General features: G+C 63.1%; 18 protein-coding genes. 14 read left to right on the top strand and 4 right to left on the bottom strand.

The window, feature by feature from the left end; translation table 11 throughout:
* Positions 1 to 82 precede the first annotated feature (82 nt).
* Positions 83 to 937, bottom strand: coding sequence for a biotin--[acetyl-CoA-carboxylase] ligase (locus tag GN300_RS21410; protein WP_003940755.1), 855 nt, complete (start codon positions 935 to 937; stop codon positions 83 to 85).
* 115 nt (positions 938 to 1,052) lie between these two features.
* Here GN300_RS21410 and GN300_RS21405 point away from each other — a divergent pair, with 115 nt between their 5' ends.
* Genes GN300_RS21405 through GN300_RS21395 form a run of 3 tightly spaced genes read left to right on the top strand, consistent with a single transcriptional unit; the run spans position 1,053 to position 3,689 of the window.
* Positions 1,053 to 2,693 carry an acyl-CoA carboxylase subunit beta gene (locus tag GN300_RS21405; RefSeq protein WP_003940853.1) on the top strand — a complete coding sequence of 547 codons (1,641 nt, stop codon included), beginning with the start codon at positions 1,053 to 1,055 and terminating at the stop codon, positions 2,691 to 2,693.
* Positions 2,690 to 3,031 (top strand): acyl-CoA carboxylase subunit epsilon, encoded by a 342-nt coding sequence (locus GN300_RS21400; RefSeq protein WP_007731147.1) that lies wholly within the window; start codon positions 2,690 to 2,692, stop codon positions 3,029 to 3,031. Before GN300_RS21405 ends, GN300_RS21400 begins: the two co-directional genes overlap by 4 nt.
* Positions 3,032 to 3,047: 16 nt before the next feature.
* Entirely contained in the window at positions 3,048 to 3,689 is a 642-nt protein-coding gene (locus tag GN300_RS21395) for a nucleoside triphosphate pyrophosphatase (RefSeq protein ID WP_007731146.1), read from the top strand.
* Between the two features lie 109 nt (positions 3,690 to 3,798).
* Here the strand turns inward: GN300_RS21395 and GN300_RS21390 are convergent, their stop codons facing one another.
* Both GN300_RS21390 and GN300_RS21385 read right to left on the bottom strand, forming a co-directional pair.
* Entirely contained in the window at positions 3,799 to 5,109 is a 1,311-nt protein-coding gene (locus tag GN300_RS21390) for an HNH endonuclease signature motif containing protein (RefSeq protein ID WP_063316644.1), read from the bottom strand.
* A 61-nt stretch (positions 5,110 to 5,170) separates the two neighbouring features.
* Complete coding sequence (locus GN300_RS21385) at positions 5,171 to 6,868, bottom strand: MFS transporter (protein WP_042922151.1); 1,698 nt, start codon at positions 6,866 to 6,868, stop codon at positions 5,171 to 5,173.
* 150 nt (positions 6,869 to 7,018) lie between these two features.
* Here GN300_RS21385 and GN300_RS21380 point away from each other — a divergent pair, with 150 nt between their 5' ends.
* The 9 genes from GN300_RS21380 (at position 7,019) to GN300_RS21340 (ending at position 15,963) form a co-directional block, all read left to right on the top strand.
* Positions 7,019 to 8,512: a condensation domain-containing protein gene (locus GN300_RS21380; protein ID WP_063316645.1), complete on the top strand. Its 1,494-nt coding sequence runs from the start codon at positions 7,019 to 7,021 to the stop codon at positions 8,510 to 8,512.
* Positions 8,512 to 9,975, top strand: coding sequence for a condensation domain-containing protein (locus tag GN300_RS21375; protein ID WP_030535028.1), 1,464 nt, complete (start codon positions 8,512 to 8,514; stop codon positions 9,973 to 9,975). The genes GN300_RS21380 and GN300_RS21375 overlap by 1 nt, the downstream gene beginning before the upstream one ends.
* Positions 9,976 to 10,093: 118 nt before the next feature.
* Positions 10,094 to 10,999, top strand: coding sequence for a sulfurtransferase (locus GN300_RS21370; protein ID WP_003940962.1), 906 nt, complete (start codon positions 10,094 to 10,096; stop codon positions 10,997 to 10,999).
* The gene (locus GN300_RS21365) at positions 10,996 to 11,412 is read left to right on the top strand and encodes a SufE family protein (RefSeq protein WP_003940804.1); all 417 of its coding nucleotides are present in this window, start codon (positions 10,996 to 10,998) and stop codon (positions 11,410 to 11,412) included. Before GN300_RS21370 ends, GN300_RS21365 begins: the two co-directional genes overlap by 4 nt.
* A gap of 4 nt (positions 11,413 to 11,416) precedes the next feature.
* Entirely contained in the window at positions 11,417 to 12,817 is a 1,401-nt protein-coding gene (locus tag GN300_RS21360; RefSeq protein ID WP_063316646.1) for a condensation domain-containing protein, read from the top strand.
* A 138-nt stretch (positions 12,818 to 12,955) separates the two neighbouring features.
* Positions 12,956 to 14,752 carry an acetyl/propionyl/methylcrotonyl-CoA carboxylase subunit alpha gene (locus GN300_RS21355; protein WP_030535031.1) on the top strand — a complete coding sequence of 599 codons (1,797 nt, stop codon included), beginning with the start codon at positions 12,956 to 12,958 and terminating at the stop codon, positions 14,750 to 14,752.
* Between the two features lie 76 nt (positions 14,753 to 14,828).
* Positions 14,829 to 15,254 carry a DUF1707 domain-containing protein gene (locus GN300_RS21350; RefSeq protein ID WP_063316647.1) on the top strand — a complete coding sequence of 142 codons (426 nt, stop codon included), beginning with the start codon at positions 14,829 to 14,831 and terminating at the stop codon, positions 15,252 to 15,254.
* On the top strand, positions 15,254 to 15,604 hold the full coding sequence (locus GN300_RS21345) for a hypothetical protein (RefSeq protein WP_003940792.1): 351 nt from the start codon (positions 15,254 to 15,256) through the stop codon (positions 15,602 to 15,604). Before GN300_RS21350 ends, GN300_RS21345 begins: the two co-directional genes overlap by 1 nt.
* Positions 15,601 to 15,963 (top strand): VanZ family protein, encoded by a 363-nt coding sequence (locus GN300_RS21340; RefSeq protein WP_063316648.1) that lies wholly within the window; start codon positions 15,601 to 15,603, stop codon positions 15,961 to 15,963. Before GN300_RS21345 ends, GN300_RS21340 begins: the two co-directional genes overlap by 4 nt.
* Here GN300_RS21340 and GN300_RS21335 read toward each other — a convergent pair whose 3' ends face one another.
* Positions 15,964 to 16,764: a tyrosine-protein phosphatase gene (locus GN300_RS21335; RefSeq protein ID WP_007727222.1), complete on the bottom strand. Its 801-nt coding sequence runs from the start codon at positions 16,762 to 16,764 to the stop codon at positions 15,964 to 15,966. It abuts the gene before it with no gap.
* A 130-nt stretch (positions 16,765 to 16,894) separates the two neighbouring features.
* Here GN300_RS21335 and uraD point away from each other — a divergent pair, with 130 nt between their 5' ends.
* Both uraD and uraH read left to right on the top strand, forming a co-directional pair.
* Positions 16,895 to 17,413: a 2-oxo-4-hydroxy-4-carboxy-5-ureidoimidazoline decarboxylase gene (gene uraD / locus GN300_RS21330; RefSeq protein WP_058039126.1), complete on the top strand. Its 519-nt coding sequence runs from the start codon at positions 16,895 to 16,897 to the stop codon at positions 17,411 to 17,413.
* Complete coding sequence (gene uraH / locus GN300_RS21325) at positions 17,410 to 17,739, top strand: hydroxyisourate hydrolase (RefSeq protein WP_007727227.1); 330 nt, start codon at positions 17,410 to 17,412, stop codon at positions 17,737 to 17,739. Before uraD ends, uraH begins: the two co-directional genes overlap by 4 nt.
* Positions 17,740 to 17,763: the final 24 nt, after the last annotated feature.

Here is a 17,763-nt window from a genome sequence, read left to right as displayed (position 1 = left end):
GTGAAATGAAGGACGGACGGTTGGTTCGAAAACCGGTCCGGGCCAAAAATTAGCACTTTGGTGCCAGAAAATCCGGCAACGTTCACGATTCGGTGACCGGGGCGGCGCGAAGGTGCGTGATATCACCTGCTGCGACCGCAAAGGTCTCCCCATCTGTTCCCTCGATTTCGATGACGACGCGTCCGGAAGTGTCGACGTCGGTCGCGATACCGAACACCTCCTTGTCGCCCGGCAAGACCGCGCGGACTCGTTTGCCCAGCGTCCCGCAGCGCTGCCGGTATTCGGCAGCCAACACAGATGTATCCCATTTCGACGATTCCCAAGCACGGAATTGCGTCGCCAATTCACGGGCGATTGCGCGAACGAGAGTGTCGCGGTCGACAGTCGATGCTTCTTCGATCAGCAGTGACGTAGCGGTCGGGACGGGCAGCTCCTCGACGCCGAGGCTCACGTTCAGCCCGATCCCCACCACCACCGCGGGATCGGGCGCCGTCCTCGCCACCTCGGCCAGAATGCCGGCGACCTTCTTGTCACCGATGAGAACGTCGTTCGGCCACTTGAGTTCTGCGGGCACTTCGGCCACGTTGCGCAGCGCGTCGACGACCGCGATTCCCGACAATAGCGGGAGCCAACCCATGTCCGCGAGATTCATTCCGGGCATCGACAGCAGAACCGACATCGAGATCTGCGCTTGCGGCGGACTCACCCACGTGCGCGAATGACGGCCACGGGCACTCGCCTGATATTCGGCGATCAGAACGTGACGGTCGGCATCCGGATCTGCCGCTCGCGCAAGGAGATCCGCGTTCGTCGAACCGGTCTCCTCGACAACGTCGAGGCGGTTCCAGAAAACGCGCGCGTCGTCGTTGTCACTGCGCACGAGTGCGCGTCGTAGGGCATTGCCGTCGAGGGGCGGTCGGTTCAAGTCGGTCCACATAGCCCCAGCCTATGACGACGGCGAGAATGTACTGGTCAGTAGCTTGAGCCTGCAAGACAGCGACAATCGGACCTGCCTTCGAAGCCCCCCACGCACTCTCGTTAAGCTCACGTCCATGACCACTGTCCAAGAGCCGAACGCGCCGGAGGCGGCGGCCGCACCCGATATCCACACGACCGCGGGAAAGCTCGCGGACCTGCGGAATCGCCAAGCCCAGGCGCAGGCACCGAGCGGCGAAGCCGCCATCGACAAGGTGCACGCCAAAGGCAAGCTGACCGCCCGCGAGCGCATCACCGCCCTCCTCGACGAGGGCTCCTTCGTCGAACTCGACGCACTGGCACGGCACCGAAGTGTGAACTTCGGTCTCGCTGACAACCGCCCGGTCGGCGACGGCGTCGTCACCGGTTACGGCACCATCGACGGCCGCGACGTCTGTGTCTTCTCACAGGACGCCACCGTTTTCGGCGGATCGCTCGGCGAAATCTACGGTGAGAAGATCGTCAAGGTCATGGACCTCGCGATCCGCACCGGACGGCCCCTCGTCGGCATCAACGAAGGTGCAGGCGCGCGCATTCAGGAAGGCGTCGTCTCGCTCGGCCTCTACGGCGAGATCTTCCACCGCAACGTCCAGGCCTCGGGTGTCATCCCCCAGATCTCACTGATCATGGGACCCGCCGCCGGCGGCCACGTGTACTCCCCCGCACTGACCGACTTCGTCGTGATGGTCGACGAGACCTCCCAGATGTTCGTCACCGGCCCCGACGTCATCAAGACGGTCACCGGTGAAGACGTCACGATGGAAGACCTCGGTGGTGCTCGCACCCACATGGTCAAGTCCGGCGTCGCCCACTACGTCGCTTCCGGCGAGCAGGATGCCCTCGACTACGTCAAGGACCTGCTCAGCTACCTGCCGTCCAACAACCAGGCAGCGGCTCCCCGCGGCGAGATCACCGACCCCATCGTCGGTTCGATCGAAGACAGCCTGACCGCCGAGGACATCGAACTCGACACCCTCATCCCGGACTCGGCCAACCAGCCGTACGACATGCACGAGGTCATCCGTCGCATCCTCGACGACGACGAGTTCCTCGAGGTCCAGGCCGAGCGCGCGATGAACATCATCGTCGGTTTCGGTCGCGTCGACGGACGCTCGGTCGGCATCGTCGCCAACCAGCCCACCCAGTTCGCGGGCTGCCTCGACATCGACGCCTCGGAGAAGGCCGCTCGCTTCGTGCGTACCTGCGACGCGTTCAACGTCCCGATCATCACCCTCGTCGACGTTCCCGGTTTCCTCCCCGGAACCGAGCAGGAATACAACGGCATCATCCGTCGCGGCGCGAAGCTCCTCTACGCGTACGGAGAAGCAACGGTCGGCAAGATCACGGTCATCACCCGCAAGGCTTACGGCGGAGCGTACGACGTCATGGGCTCCAAGCACATGGGCGCCGATGTGAACCTGGCATGGCCGACCGCTCAGATCGCCGTCATGGGTGCATCCGGAGCTGTCGGATTCGTCTACCGCAAGCAGCTTCTCGAAGCCGCGAAGAACGGCGAAGACGTCGATGCACTGCGCCTCAAGCTGCAGAACGAGTACGAGGACACACTCGTCAACCCGTACGTCGCCGCTGAGCGCGGATACGTCGACGCTGTCATTCCTCCGTCGCACACCCGCGGGCAGATCGTTTCCGCATTGCGACTGCTCGAGCGCAAGGCCGTTTCCCTTCCGCCCAAGAAGCATGGGAACATTCCCCTATGACCGCAACCACCGAGGACATTCTCAGCGAAGATGTCGCACTGGCGGAGACTGCACCGACCAACGGTGCGGTCGTAGAGGGAACCGCGACGGATGCTTCGCTCACGGAGCTGACCGAGACGTCGACCTCCGACGCGTCGGTCATCAAGATCGTCAAGGGTTCGCCCACGGACGTCGAGATCGCGGCACTGGTCAGCGTGCTTGCTGCGGCTGCCGGCAGCGGTCAAGCTCCCGAGTCGAACGTTCCCGCGGAGACCTGGGGCGATCCGACTCAGTTCCACCGCACGCGTGCGCCGTTCTCGCCGTACGCGTACCTGAACCCCGCGATCCGTCGCAGCTGACGATCACTCTGCTGACGTGACTCAACTGGTTCTAGCTTCAGCGTCCCCGGCTCGCCTCGCAGTTCTGCGGGCGGCCGGGGTTTCGCCGCTTGTGCGTGTCTCCGGCGTCGACGAGGACAAGATCGCCGACAACCTCGGACCCGACGCCGCCCCCGAAAAAGTCGTGACGGTACTGGCGGAGGCCAAGGCCGCCGAGATCGTTCCCGGTCTTGCCGCCGACAATCTCACCGACGTAGTCGTTGTCGGGTGCGATTCGATGCTCCTGATCGACGGGCAACTTCAAGGCAAGCCGGGCAGCGTCGATATCGCCCGTAAGCGATGGGCCGCAATGGCCGGACGCAGCGCCACTCTCTTGACCGGGCACTGTGTCCTACGCGTCGCCGACGGCCGCATCGTCCGCATGGCCTCGGATCACAGCGCAACAGTGGTTCATTTCGCGCAACCGTCCACCGAGGATCTCGAGGCATACCTGGCAACGGGCGAGCCGCTCCAAGTCGCCGGAGCATTCACGCTCGACAGTCTCGGCGGCTGGTTCGTGGAGAGGATCGAGGGTGATCCCTCGAGTGTCATCGGTATCGGATTACCTTTGGTACGAACACTTCTCGAGCGTGTCGGGGTTTCCGTCTCGGATCTCTGGCGCACGCAGAGCATCTTCTGACGCGTTTTCTCCAAGCACGTTTTCTCCAAGCACCACTGACCAGCCCCGCATCGGGTCCATGCCGATGCGAAGCTGGTCGTTTTTGTTGTCACCGAAAAGGTTTGACCCTTCAGGTTTTGAAGGTGGTGTTCGCCGGCCTGGGTTGCTGTCCGGGGTCGATCGAGGGCGGCGGAATGAACCAGGGCTTGTTGTCGACACCGATCCGAATCGCCCACTTCCCGACGAACCCTGATTTCCGGTGCATCAACCGGTGGTGCGAACGGCACAGCAGGACCAGATTGTTCATCACCGTCGGGCCGCCGTTGGCCCAGTGCCGGATATGGTGCGCATCGGTCCACGCCGGTACACATGTGCAACCCGGGAACGCACAGCCTCTGTCTCGGGCAATCAACGCCACTCGCTGTTCGGCGGTGACCAACCTCTTCCCTGGTTTCGCATCGAGCGGCGCGCCGTGATCGTCGAGCAGGACGGTGGAGAGGAAACAATCACACCCGAGAAGCCTGGTCTGCGACACCGACAGCGGTCCCAGCCAGGGCATGTGCCCGACATCAAGATCGGACAGCTCCAGTGAGCCGTCATCACCCGAATCCGAAGACTGTGCGGCGCAATCCCGATGCTCCGCCAGATCACGAGCATTGATGTGCACGTTCACATGCGGACGCTGACCACCATCGGTACCAGTCTTGGCGCAATCGAGATAACGCCGGATCAGTTCGGTGAACCCATCCGCGGTCCGTTTCGCCGCCGACCGAGAATCCGGCGTCCCGTCCGGTGCCGGGGTCGGCATCGTCAAATTCGACAACGCCGACAACAACATCTCACCGGTCAGGGCATCGAAATCGCCGCGCACCACCACCCGACCGTTCAACGTCGACGCGATCCGCAACTCATTGAGATCGACATCTTCAGCGGGCGGGATCTCATCCGATTCGAACAACCGCTCCAACGTCGCGATCACGTTCCGCACCTTCGTCGTCGTCGCCTCCACACCCGACGCAGCAGCCAACAACAAATCGATACAGCGAGGGAGCGCGTCCTCCGGCATCCCCTTCGGCGGTGACTCGCAGAACGCCACGATCAACACCGCGTGCTCGAACGAGCAATCCCCGCAATCGAACCGAGCCGCCACCGCCGGAAACGGCCGCAACGCTGCACCGAGAGCGGCGATCTTCTTCCCGTCCCGAACCTGCAGCATCGTGTTGGCCGCCAACCACGCACCCACCCCGCGACTGGCAATCACCTGATCATCCGGGCGCAACGACAACTCGTCCACCACCGCCACACGCACAGCTTCGAGGCGCAGAATCTCCGCACTCGCCGACACCGCAGCAGCGCGCAACTCTGCAGCAGACAACTGCCACAACCGTCCGCGTAACCCCACCGCAGAACCCGACACCACATCCGACAACAAGACACTCATTGAATCCCCCGATCCCCTGCACACAGGGTACTCGAACACCCGTTCGAGTCAAGGGCAATTTTCAGACCGGCGAATTGACCCGCGGCAGAGCAGTCGACGCCAATCCGATACCGAGCGCAATTGCTGCGATGATCGCGAGCACACGGCGCTGCGCTTCGAGAAATGCTTCGCCGGCCGCCGCGCGAGTCGATGCGTACGCGGCATCAACTGCCACCTGAACGGATTGACCCCCGGCACCGGCGGAGCCGTCCCGGCGACATTCCGGCGCCACCTCCATCGGTGTTCCGGATGCCAATTGGCTTGTCGCGCAATCGACAAAGGCCTTTTCGGCGATGTCGATCAGGCCGGGACCAACGCCGGCAGCTTCAAGGTTCGCAACGTACTCGGGCCGCTCCCCCTGCACTGCTTGCGGAGCTTGCCCCGCGACGAGCGAGAAGAACACCACTCCGATCAAGGCCAGTCCGATGGAGCTGCCAACCTGCTGAACGGTAGGAAGCAATCCCGACACCGAACCCGCGTGCGCGGGTTCGACCGTCGCAAGGATCGCGGTTTGCAGTGGTGCCACGAACAGTCCGAGACCTGCGCCACCGAGAAGCAGCGGACCGGCGAGCGCGAGCCAGCGTGGATCGGTTCCTTCGCGTTCGAGGATGATCGACAGCGCGATCAGCGAGCCGGCAAAGACGACCATCCCCAGGATCAGAACACGGTTTCCGAGCATCCGGTACACCGCCGATGAGAGAACCGCCGCCACGCCCATTCCGACGGCCCACGGCAGCGTCATGACGCCCGCTCGCAATGCGGAGAACCCGAAGCCGAACTGAAGGGTGAGACTGATGGTGAAGATCAAGGAAGTCAGGGTTCCGAAGAAAACGAACGCAAGAACCGCGCCGATTGTGAAGGCTCGGTCGCGGAAAAGCTCGAGACGAAGGACCGGATCGCCGCCTCGTTTCGCCAAACGCGATTCGTAGAGCACAAACGCCACTGCCACCGGCGCCGACATCGCGAGCATTACGACAAGACCTGTGGGCCATCCGCGCGCCCTTCCCTCGGCCAGGGGAAGGATCAGCAGGAACAGCGCCAGTGATGACAGTGCGGCGCCGATGAGGTCCAGTGAGCGCACATGCTCAGCGCGAGCATCGACGAGATGGAAATATCCGAGAATCAAGGCGGCGATGCCGATCGGGATGTTGACGAAGAAGATCAGGCGCCAGCCCCAGTCGAACAGATTCCACTCGATCAGCAGCCCACCGATCAGAGGCCCGCTGACCGTTGCGAGCCCGATGGTCGCACCGTAGATCCCGAAGACTCGCGGATGCCTGGCCTTCGGAAACAGGCCCGAGATGATGGCAAACGTCTGGGCGGACATCGAACCGGCCGCCAATCCTTGCAGACCCCGGAAGACGATCAACATCGTCGCGCTCTGCGCGAGTCCGCACAGCAACGAGGCAACCACGAATACGGACAGGGCGGTCAGAAAAACAACTCTACGGCCGAACAGGTCCCCCAGCCGCGCTGCAGTGATCAACGAACACGCGAAAGCCAGGATGTACACGCTGACCATGAGCAACTGCGCCGATACGCCTGCTTGAAGATCGACGGCGATACTCGGAAGCGCGACGTTGACGATGGTCGCGTCGAGCAATTGCATGAATGCCGCCGCCAGACTCGTCGCCAACCCGAGCCAGGGCGTCAGAGAACCAGCTCGCCGCCCGCCCTTGTGGTCGGCGCCGACAGCGTCACCTAAAGGGTCCGGAAGCACCGAATGATCCTAATCGAACACAACGCTTCTAGAACCTGTTCTTGTTTAGATTGTAGTATTTCGGACAATTCAGTCCCCCAGATGGGATAGTTCGTCGTCTGCCCATTTTCAGAGCAGGCTTCTCGACGACACACGCAGGAGTTCTACTCGATGGATCTGAACTTGATCACCCATTGGCACCCGCTTCCTGGGCGGGTAATCGAATGGGGCGTCACGCATGCTTCCGCTCAACGAGCCGCCGAAGCCGAGATCGACCGAGAACTACCCCCGACCACGATGCAGGATCGCCACCTGCGACGCGCCCGCGTCACCGCGGAGAAGGGCGATCCGCAGTCTCCGTGGATCGGTATCGCCTTCGATTTTGCAGGAACACTGGACCGCGACGCCATGACGCGAGCCCTTCAGCGCTACATCCGTCGCCACGACACGCTGCACAGCTGGTTCTCGTTCGACGAAGCAACCACCGACGCTGCGGACACCTCGTTCGAGGTCCGTCGACACGTGGTGCCGGTCGAAAGCATCGAACTCGAGTACCGCGTCGGCGACGACGTCTCCGAATCCGAGGCGATCCGCGCGCTCGTCGCGACCAAGTTCGCCACCGAAACCAGCGCGCTGCAGTGGCCGGCCTTCGTGTTCGGTGCCGTCGAGCACCACCATGCCGACCTCGAAGCCGATCCGAGCTTCACCCTGTTCCATGCAGTCGACCACGCCCATTCGGACATGAACTCGATGGTGCTGATGTACGCAGAATTGCGTCAGCTCTACGCCGCGGAAACGACCGGATCGCATCCCGAGCTCGGGCCGGCCGGAAGTTACGCACAGTTCGGTCGCGTCGAACGCGAGCGAACAACCGAACTGACGATGCAGTCACCCGAAGTGCACCAGTGGCTCGGTTACCTCATGCGCAGCGGCGGCTCGTTCCCCGGATTTCCGCTCCCGCTCGGGGCCGAAGACGCACCCAAACCGGCTATCGGTTCACGCTTCGACCTGGCCGACGACATCGAGTGCGAGAAGTTCGGTGCGGTTTGTAAAGCCAACGGCGCCAACTTCATCGGCGGAATGTTCACCGCGCTCGCGATTGCGGAATTCGAACTCGCCGGACGCGACAAGTACATCGCCCTCTCGCCGGTCAGCACACGAACCGAGGCCGACTCGTTTGCGCAGGGCTGGTACATCAACCTGATCCCGGTCGGCATCGACGTCGACGACAAGCGACGCTTCACCGAGTTGGCAAAGCTCGGGCAGCAGGGGTACCACGACGGCAAGGCACTCCTCGATGTCTCTGTGCAGCAGGTCATCGATCTGGTTCTGTCGAGCTTGGCCGAGTCGGATTCCGCACCCGGCGGACTGTCGAAGACGCTCACCCCGCCGCCGATCGTCTCGTACATCGACGGCCGACGCATGCCGGATCCATACAGTTACGCCGAGACGAAGGCAACGGGAATCGTCGGCGGCAAAGAGACTCAAATCGCGTCGATGTGGATCAACCGGATGCACACCGGAACCTGGATCGCCGTGTCTCACCCCGACACCCCCATTGCCCACGAATCGGCCACCCGCTTCGCCGAGCATGTCTCGAAGATCATCAAAACTGTTGCAGCTCAGGGCGACTACTCGTTCGCGGCACCAGAGGGAGCGGCCTGATGCATGTCACCTCGATCGATCGATACGGACTCGAGCCCGGAATCGTCACCGAATGGTCGCTCCAGCCCGCGGACGGCGCCGTCACCGAGTCGGAAGTACCACCGTCGTACAACCAGCATTTTCACCTCGAGACTGCGCGAACACACGGCATGGGCCGGAGTGTGTGGATGGCAGCCGCATTCGACCTTCCCGGAGAACTGAATCGGCCTGCACTCGATCTCGCGCTGCGCCTGTTCATCAGTCGCCATGACACTCTGCACACAGGATTCGAGGTGGGCGAGTTCACCACCACCCGAATGGGACTCGATCCCGACGGCACACACATCGAGACTTCGGAACCTCTGAAATTCGATTCGACCGAAGACCTCCGAGCGCATCTCAAGAAGCGATTCACGACGGTATGCGATCCACTGACCTTCCCTGCATACACGTTTGCCACGGTCGAACGCGAAGAGCACTACACGGTCCTGAGCGCGTTCGATCACACACTCGTCGACGGCTACTCGTTGGTCATCGCTCTCGGGGAACTGCGACAGATCTACGAGGGACTGATCGCCCTACCCGATCTGACCGACCACGAGGCCGTCGACGCAGTGATGAGCCGACTGGGTGACCCGGGAAGTTTCGTGCGGTACTGCGAACTGGAGGCAGACGCTCTGCTTCCCGTCGACAACGACCCTCGAATCCGAGAGTGGGCAAGGTTCTACGAGATCTGCGGTGGCACATCACCGAGTTTCCCCTTGGATCTCGGCGTCGAGGGCGGAAAGCCCGCGCCGCAGGGCGCCGATGTGCGCGTGCTGCTCGACGAGGAGTTGACGGCGACGTTCGACGAGATCTGCCTATCCGCCGGCGGTAGCGTGTTCACCGGAATCCTCACTGCGATGGGACTTTCCGTCCACTCGTACACCGGGCAGTCGACGCTTCCGCTGCAATTTCCGCTTCACATTCGCAAAGATCCGCGGTGGGCCGACGCGATCGGCTGGCTCACCACCAGCGCGCCGATCACGGTCCAGATCACTCCCGACGCGGATTTCGGTGCATCCCTTGCACATACGCACGCGTCGTTCCGAGTTGCGTTGACGCTCGAGGGCGTCACCATGGCCCAGGTTCGAGATGCTTTGGGCGACAAGATTCGACGCACGCGCACCGACGTCTTCATGGTGTCGTACATCGATTACCGCAAACTACCCGGCACAGACGATCATGATCTCCTCAACGCCCATCACATCAGCAATGTGACGGTCGCCGACGATGCCCAGTTCTGGATTTCGCGAACGAACCGTGGTCTCTCGCTGCGTTCACGCTTTCCCGATACCGAGACGGCAAACGAAACCATGGTGAATTTCCTCACCGAACTCGACCGGATTCTGAGAGAAGTCTGCGCCCGGGGCGTGACGCCGATCGGAAGTGTCACCGAACAATTGAGAGATTCGAGCGTCGGAGCAGGAACACCGAGGATTTAGGGTCGGCAACGGGCACGAGCAGGCAGAACCTGCTTCCGGGCGTCTCACCTTGCGCACAGCGCATAGAATCGATCAAGTCCGTGTTCGAACCGAACGATTCGTCTTCAGGAGTACGCCCGTGCCCGTTGCCCCCGATCCCTCAACCGCGTTTGCCGAGTTCGCGCATCCCGACCGGTTGGTCTCGACGGAATGGCTCTCGGCGAATCTCGGTGCGCCGGGCCTCAAGGTTGTCGAATCCGACGAAGACGTGTTGTTGTACGACGTCGGCCACATCCCCGGAGCCGTGAAGATCGACTGGCATCTCGACCTCAACGATCCGGTCACCCGCGACTACATCGACGGTGCGAAGTTCGCAGAGTTGATGAACCGCAAGGGCATCGGCCGCGACGACACCGTGGTCATCTACGGCGACAAGAGCAACTGGTGGGCGGCCTACGCACTGTGGGTCTTCACTCTGTTCGGCCACGAGGACGTCCGTCTTCTCGACGGTGGCCGCGATGCGTGGATCGCCGAGAACCGCGACACCGCTTTCGACGTTCCCGACATCACGTCAACGGATTACCCGGTCGTCGAGCGCAACGACGCTCCCATTCGCGCATTCAAGGACGACGTTCTCGCGCACTTGGGCGACGGGCCGCTCATCGACGTGCGATCTCCGCAGGAGTACACCGGCGAGCGCACCCACATGCCCGACTACCCCGAAGAGGGTGCGTTGCGTGGTGGACACATTCCCAGCGCGCTCAGCATCCCGTGGGCGAAGGCAGCGGCACCGGACAGCCGCTTCCGCACCCGTACCGAACTCGGCGAGATCTACGGCGACCTGTCGGCCGACGACAACATCGTCGCGTACTGCCGCATCGGTGAGCGTTCCAGTCACACCTGGTTCGTGTTGACTCATCTTCTCGGCTACCCGAACGTTCGTAACTACGACGGTTCATGGACCGAGTGGGGCAATGCCGTGCGCGTCCCGATCGTCCAGGGCGAAGAGCCCGGCGCCGTTCCGTCCTCTGTATCGGCGTCATGAGCGCTCTTCCTTCGGCTCTGGCCGAGATCGTCGACGACTTCGCGGCCGTCGGCGCCTCGGACAAGCTCACCCTTCTTCTCGAGTTCAGCCGAGAGCTGCCGCCGTTGCCGGCGGAGCTCGAGCAGAGCGCGATGGAGCCGGTCCCCGAATGTCAGTCGCCGCTCTTCCTCTCGGTCGACGATTCGGATCGCGACAACGTCCGTCTGTACTTCAGCGCTCCCCCCGAGGCTCCCACGACGCGTGGTTTCGCATCGATCCTCGCGCAGGGGCTCGACGGCCACAGCGCCGACGAGATCCTCGGTGTACCCGACGACTTCTATTCGGCGCTCGGTCTCGCAGAAGCCGTGAGCCCGCTCCGTCTGCGCGGAATGTCGGCCATGCTCGCGCGCATCAAGCGGCACTTGCGGGGCTGAAAACATGGAGTTCACCGAACTGGCCGACTATGCGATTCCGGCCGGCGCACTCGTCGAATGGTTGCCGTGCGCAACCGGGCCCTGGGTTCCGGATCCGCGGCCCGTCTCCTACATTCACGAGGCACATCTCAACCGTTCCGCTGCAGGCGCAGGCGACAAGTCTTGGCTGGGAACAGCTTTCGAGATTTCCGGCCCGCTCGACGTCGATGCGTTCCGAGTCGCTCTCGGCCGGTGGATCGACCGTCACGAAGTTCTGCGCTCACATACCGTCCTCGAACCCTCGAGCGGCGAGATCACCCGGCACACGGTCCCGCTCGGCGGAATCGACATCGGGGTCGTCAGCCACGGCTACGACGCGTCCAGCCAGGACAACTTCGACCACCTTCACCGCCTGTTCGACGATTACGCGTCCCCGCACAGTTGGCCGTCGTACGTCTTCGCGACGTTGACGCCCCGCGGTGGCGACGGTCCGTTCACCGTGTTCTTCGCGGCGGACCACTCGATCATCGACGGGTTCTCGATCGTGCTGGTCGCTCACGAGATCGCTGCTCTGTACCGCGAGGCCTCGACCGGTGGTGCTGCAAATCTGTTTCCGGTGGGCAGCTACGTCGAATTCGGTGCCGTCGAACGCGAGCAGATGGCCGACATGGAAGCCGAGAAGGCTGCGGTCGAGATCTGGCGAAAGGCTCTCGGCACGGACGGTCTACCCCAGTTCCCGCTACCGATCGGTGACCGTGGAACCGATTCTCAGAACGGCCTGTCGACCTGGCTGCTCGACGCCGACCAGTCCAAGGCCTTCAGTTCGACGTGTGCAGCCACCGGCGTGGGGTACTTCGCCGGACTTCTCGGCGGACTTGCCGCTGTAGGTCGCGAAGTCGCGGGATCCGATCGATTCGAGGTCGTGACGCCAGTTCACACCCGCAGCGCTCAGGAGTGGGCGGGTGCGCTCGGCTGGTTCGTCGGACTGTGCCCGGTCGAGTTCGCCGTTGGATCGGACTGTTCGTTCGGCGACCTCGCGACACGCGCCGCCGAATCCATCGCTTCGGTCAAGCCTGCCGCAGCTGTCCCGTTCGATCGGATCGGTGAGCACCTCGAAACCCCGATCCGACCGCGATTCGTCGTGTCCTACATGGACGTTCGCTTCGTGCCCGAAGCCGCACAGTGGCCCGAATGGAACGCCAGAGCACTTCGAAGCAAGGCATATACGCACGACGTCTACATCTGGATCAACCGCACACCCCAGGGACTCAACCTCGCGGTCAGGTACCCAGGCAACGAGACGGCGAACGCCGCGGTTCACGCCTACGTGGCCGCACTGCGCCGGACCATCGAAGAAATCGTCACCGAACCGGACGCCGCCGCCTCCGACAGCTACTCATCGGTAGTTTTCGAAACCGTTTCCTAAGCCGGAGTGGGCTTTAGCGATCCGGTTACAACCAGCGCCGAAGCGATGCATACACTCCGAAGTGATGCCAATCCCCCGATGGTGAAATCCCAGAGGAATACACCGCGGAGACAGACTATGCGAACCACAGGAGGCTCAGTGCCCAGTCATGCCAGCGCGCACATTACGAAGGTGCTTGTCGCGAACCGCGGTGAAATCGCGGTACGGGTCATCCGGGCGGCCAAGGATGCCGGCTACGGCAGCGTTGCCGTTTACGCCGAGCCCGATGCAGACGCGCAGTTCGTGAAGCTCGCAGACGAGGCATTTGCCCTCGGTGGACAGACGTCCGCCGAGTCCTACCTCGTGTTCGACAAGATCCTCGACGCAGCCAAGAAGTCCGGCGCCGACGCCATCCACCCCGGCTACGGTTTCCTCTCCGAGAACGCCGACTTCGCCCAGGCCGTCATCGACGCGAACCTCATCTGGATCGGTCCGTCACCGCAGTCCATCCGCGACCTCGGCGACAAGGTCACAGCACGCCATATCGCAGAACGCGCGAAGGCGCCGATGGCAGCAGGCACCAAGGATCCCGTCAAGGGCGCCGACGAGGTCGTCGCATTCGCCAAGGAATACGGCGTCCCGGTTGCGATCAAGGCTGCCTTCGGTGGCGGTGGACGCGGCATGAAGGTCGCCCAGACCATCGAGGAAATCCCCGAGCTGTTCGAGTCGGCCACCCGTGAGGCCATCGCAGCCTTCGGTCGCGGCGAGTGCTTCGTCGAGCAGTACCTGGACAAGGCCCGCCACGTCGAGGCTCAGGTCATCGCCGACCAGCACGGCAACGTCGTCGTCGCCGGTACCCGCGACTGCTCGCTGCAGCGTCGCTTCCAGAAGCTCGTCGAAGAGGCTCCGGCTCCCTTCCTGACGGACGACCAGCGTGCACGCATCCACGCATCCGCCAAGGCCATCTGCAAGGAAGCCGGCTACTACGGCGCCGGAACGGTCGAGTACCTGGTTCAGGGCGACACCATCTCCTTCCTCGAGGTCAACACCCGCCTGCAGGTCGAGCACCCCGTCACGGAAGAGACCGCGGGCATCGACCTCGTGCGTCAGCAGTTCCTCATCGCCAACGGCGAAGAACTCTCCATCAAGGAAGATCCCACCCCGCGTGGACACTCCTTCGAGTTCCGCATCAACGGCGAAGACGCCGGCCGCGGCTTCATGCCTGCCCCCGGCCCGGTCTCCGTCTACCGTGAGCCCACGGGCCCCGGCGTTCGCGTCGATTCCGGTGTCGTTGCCGGCGACGTCATCGGCGGACAGTTCGACTCCATGCTCGCCAAGCTCATCGTCACCGGCGCCACCCGCGAAGAAGCCCTCCAGCGGGCATCGCGCGCTCTGGCCGAGTTCGAGATCGACGGCCTCGCGACCGTTCTCCCGTTCCACCGCCACATCGTCGAGAACCCGGCGTTCATCGGTGACGGCGAGAAGTTCGACATCTACACCAAGTGGATCGAAACCGACTGGGTCAACCCCATCGAGCCGTACGCAGGCGCCGGTGCTCCCGTAGACGACGAGGACGAGGCTCTGCCGCGTCAGAACGTCGTCGTCGAGGTCGGTGGACGTCGCGTCGAGGTTTCCCTCCCGGGCCAGTTCTCGCTCGGCAACGGCGGCGGCGCTGCCTCCGGTGCGATCCGCAAGAAGCCGAAGGCGCGCAAGCGCGGCGGCGCCGGCGGAGGTGCAGCATCGGGTGACGCTGTCACGGCTCCGATGCAGGGCACCGTCGTCAAGGTTGCAGTGACCGAAGGCCAGGAAGTCGCAGAAGGCGATCTGATCGCCGTTCTCGAAGCCATGAAGATGGAAAACCCCGTCAACGCGCACAAGGCCGGTGTCGTCACCGGACTGTCCGTCGAGCCGGGTGCAGCAATCACGCAGGGAACGGTTCTCGCAGAACTGAAGTAGGGCCTCCGGCCCCCTGCGCCTTTCCGGTAGTCCCCACTACCGGAAAGGCGCACAGTCGTTTGAGTAGGCTGTAACGATGGCTGACGTCCCCGACATTCGCATCGGCACTGCAGAACGCGAGCAGGCACTCGATCTCCTGAGCGAGCACTTCGCCGCAGGCCGCCTCACCGTCACCGAGTTCGACGAGAGAAGCGGAATCATCAGTGCCGCAACAACTCGCAGTGAACTCGTTCCGGTGTTCGCCGATCTTCCGGGCAACTACCAAGCCCCCGGCACCGCTCCCCTGTCGATGGTGACGCCTCCCGACGCACCGGCGGAGCGAGGCTTCAACCCCGACTGGTCCGGTCGCGTCATGGCCGTCGTCCCGATTCTCGCGGTGATCCTGTTCTTCGTCACCGGTACCTGGTTGTGGTTCCTCGCGATTCCCCTGGCCGGTGCACTGCTGTTCGGTACCGACCGGGAACGCAAAGCCAAGCGCCGCCGCGAGCGGGACTCCGACTGATGGAGCCGATCGAGATCAACGCAGGCGGCTGGTATCTACGCGCACTACGCGCAGACGAGCGTGTGGACGACCGCCCCGCCCTTGCCGATGGTGGTATCACCGACCCCGATTACGTGAGTCAGCGAAGCGCTCAGTGGCACGAAAACAGCGTCTACTCCTGGGCAGTGTGCCAACCCAACACCGGTGAGCTTCTCGCCGAGGTCGTTCTGACGCCTCTCGACTCCACCGCCCTGCTCACCGGCTGGGCCCGCGACGGGCACACCGAGGCGCTCACGACGGCCGCCGACGCCGTCACCAGGTTCGCCGAAGGTGCACTCGGACTCGTCGTCGTCGAGGGGCAGACGAATTGAAGAACAACCGATACTGTCCGTTGGCGATCGCCGTGGTCATTGCCCTGATCATGCTCTTCTCCCCGGGTTCCACCGTCCCGTCGAGCCCGGAGAACACCGACAAGATCACTCACACATTGATGTTCGCGGTATTGGCGATCACCTCGTTGCACGCCCGGATCCCTGCGTGGCTCACCGCGGTGTGGCTCGTGATTTTTGCTGCGACGTCCGAGGTTCTTCAAGCAGCGCTGCCCATTTCGCGTTCCGGTTCGATCTGGGACGGCAGCGCCGACCTGCTCGGCATCGCCATCGGGATCGGTATCGTCAGCCTCGTGACGAGGCGACGAACTTCCCGCCGAGACGAGCCGAGCAGGTCCTGATCAGCTGAGCAGGTTGCTCCGCAATTGGTCCTGGGTCGACGCGTCGATCTTCAAGCCGTCGGTGAAGTAGGCCTCGATGGATCCGTGTACCTGCGCGAGCTCTGCCATCGACGCCTCCAGGTACTCGCGCCTGACACCGAGGACACCCTCGAGCAGGGTCGGGTCGATCCCCTTGGCCTCGAATCGCTCGAGGAGCGGCGCGAACATCGGCAACAAAATCTTGTTGGTTTCGAGGTAGTCCGCGAAGACCGCGTCCTCGGAGGCACCCAGGAACAGCAGTAACGCGGCCGCTGCCCAACCCGTGCGATCCTTGCCCGTGGTGCAGTGAATGAGTGCCGGCGAGCTGGGCGGCTGCGCCAAGTCGACGAACAGTTGCCGGTACGACGCGACCGCACTCGGCAAGGTCACGAAATCGCGGTAACTTCCCTGAAAGTACTCGAGCGCCTGGCCGCTGCCCAACGCTTCGGCAGCAAACGCCGGGTCGGCGATCATCTGCTGCATCTGAGCCGGAATGGCGCGATACTGCTTGTCCGCCAATACGTCCAGGCCGATTTCTCGGATACCGTCCGGCGTCAGATCCGGTGCCGTCTCGCGTTCGGATTCGGTGCGCAGATCGTAGATCGTGACGATGCCCAGATCGGCGAGGGTCTGTGCGCCGTCCGCACTGAGCGATGCCAGATCGGTGGAACGAAACACGCTCCCGGTGCGGACGGTGCCACCGAAGCTCGATTCGGGGCCACCGATGTCTCGGAGGTTCGCCAGGGACGGTACGACGGAAGACAGCTTCGGAGTATCGGTCATACCTGAGAATGTATCGGTCGCCGAGAAACCGTGATCGGGGAAGAGCAGCCGGAGAAATAAGATCGAGACACATCATCTCCCGTAATTGCTGCGCTACAGATCCGTAACATGCTCAAGTAATCCTGTGGACATGCCTACAACGAATTCCAGTGGTCTCGGAGCCTTCGATGCGCTCGGTGACCACCAGGCAGTCGCGGCGCTGCTCGAGTGTTGCCATTCCGCCGTGTGGGCACAGGAAATCGCCTCGTCTCGCCCGTTCGCCGATCTGGAAGCTCTGTTCGACAAAGCAGATGCGGTGCTGGCCGAGCTTCCCGAGTCCGAGATCGACGACGCTCTCTCCGGCCACCCACGAATCGGTGAGCGAAGCGAGAGCGCGGCCTCTACCCGTGAACAGTCGGGAGTCTCGTCGGCGACAGAAGACGTACTCGCGGAACTTCGACGGAAGAACGCCGAGTACGAAGAGACATTCGGCCATGTTTACCTGGTCTGCGCGTCGGGGAAATCTGGAACGGAGCTCCTCGACATCCTTCGAGGTCGTCTCCGAAACGACCCGGCGACCGAGCGTTCCATGCTTCGAACCGAATTGGCCGCCATCAATCGGATCAGACTCGCCCGTCTGATCGATGCACTCGCCGGAGGCACAGCATGAGCAAGACCCTCAGCACGCACGTTCTCGACGCGACGACGGGCAACCCCGCGGCGGGGATTCGCGTCGAACTTCGCGATCGAGACGGCGCCTCCGTCACCACTGCGGAGACCGACTCCGACGGCCGCATCCCCGAACTTGCTCCCGGTGGCCTGACCGCCGGTCACTACACCCTGACTTTCGACACCGGAACGTATTTCGAGACCAACGGACAAGAAAACTTCTACCCGGAAGTGACAGTGACCTTCCGGGTGGACGACACGGCACGGGGCTATCACGTCCCACTGTTGCTGTCGCCCTTTGCTTATTCCACCTATCGCGGGAGCTGAACACGTGACTACCGAAAACATCAC

The sequence above is a fragment of the Rhodococcus sp. Ni2 genome (assembly GCF_021352185.1).
Classification (GTDB): Bacteria; Actinomycetota; Actinomycetes; order Mycobacteriales; family Mycobacteriaceae; genus Rhodococcus_F; species Rhodococcus_F qingshengii.
Note: the sequence above shows the minus strand (reverse complement) of the source record. Positions and strands in the feature narration are given on the sequence as shown.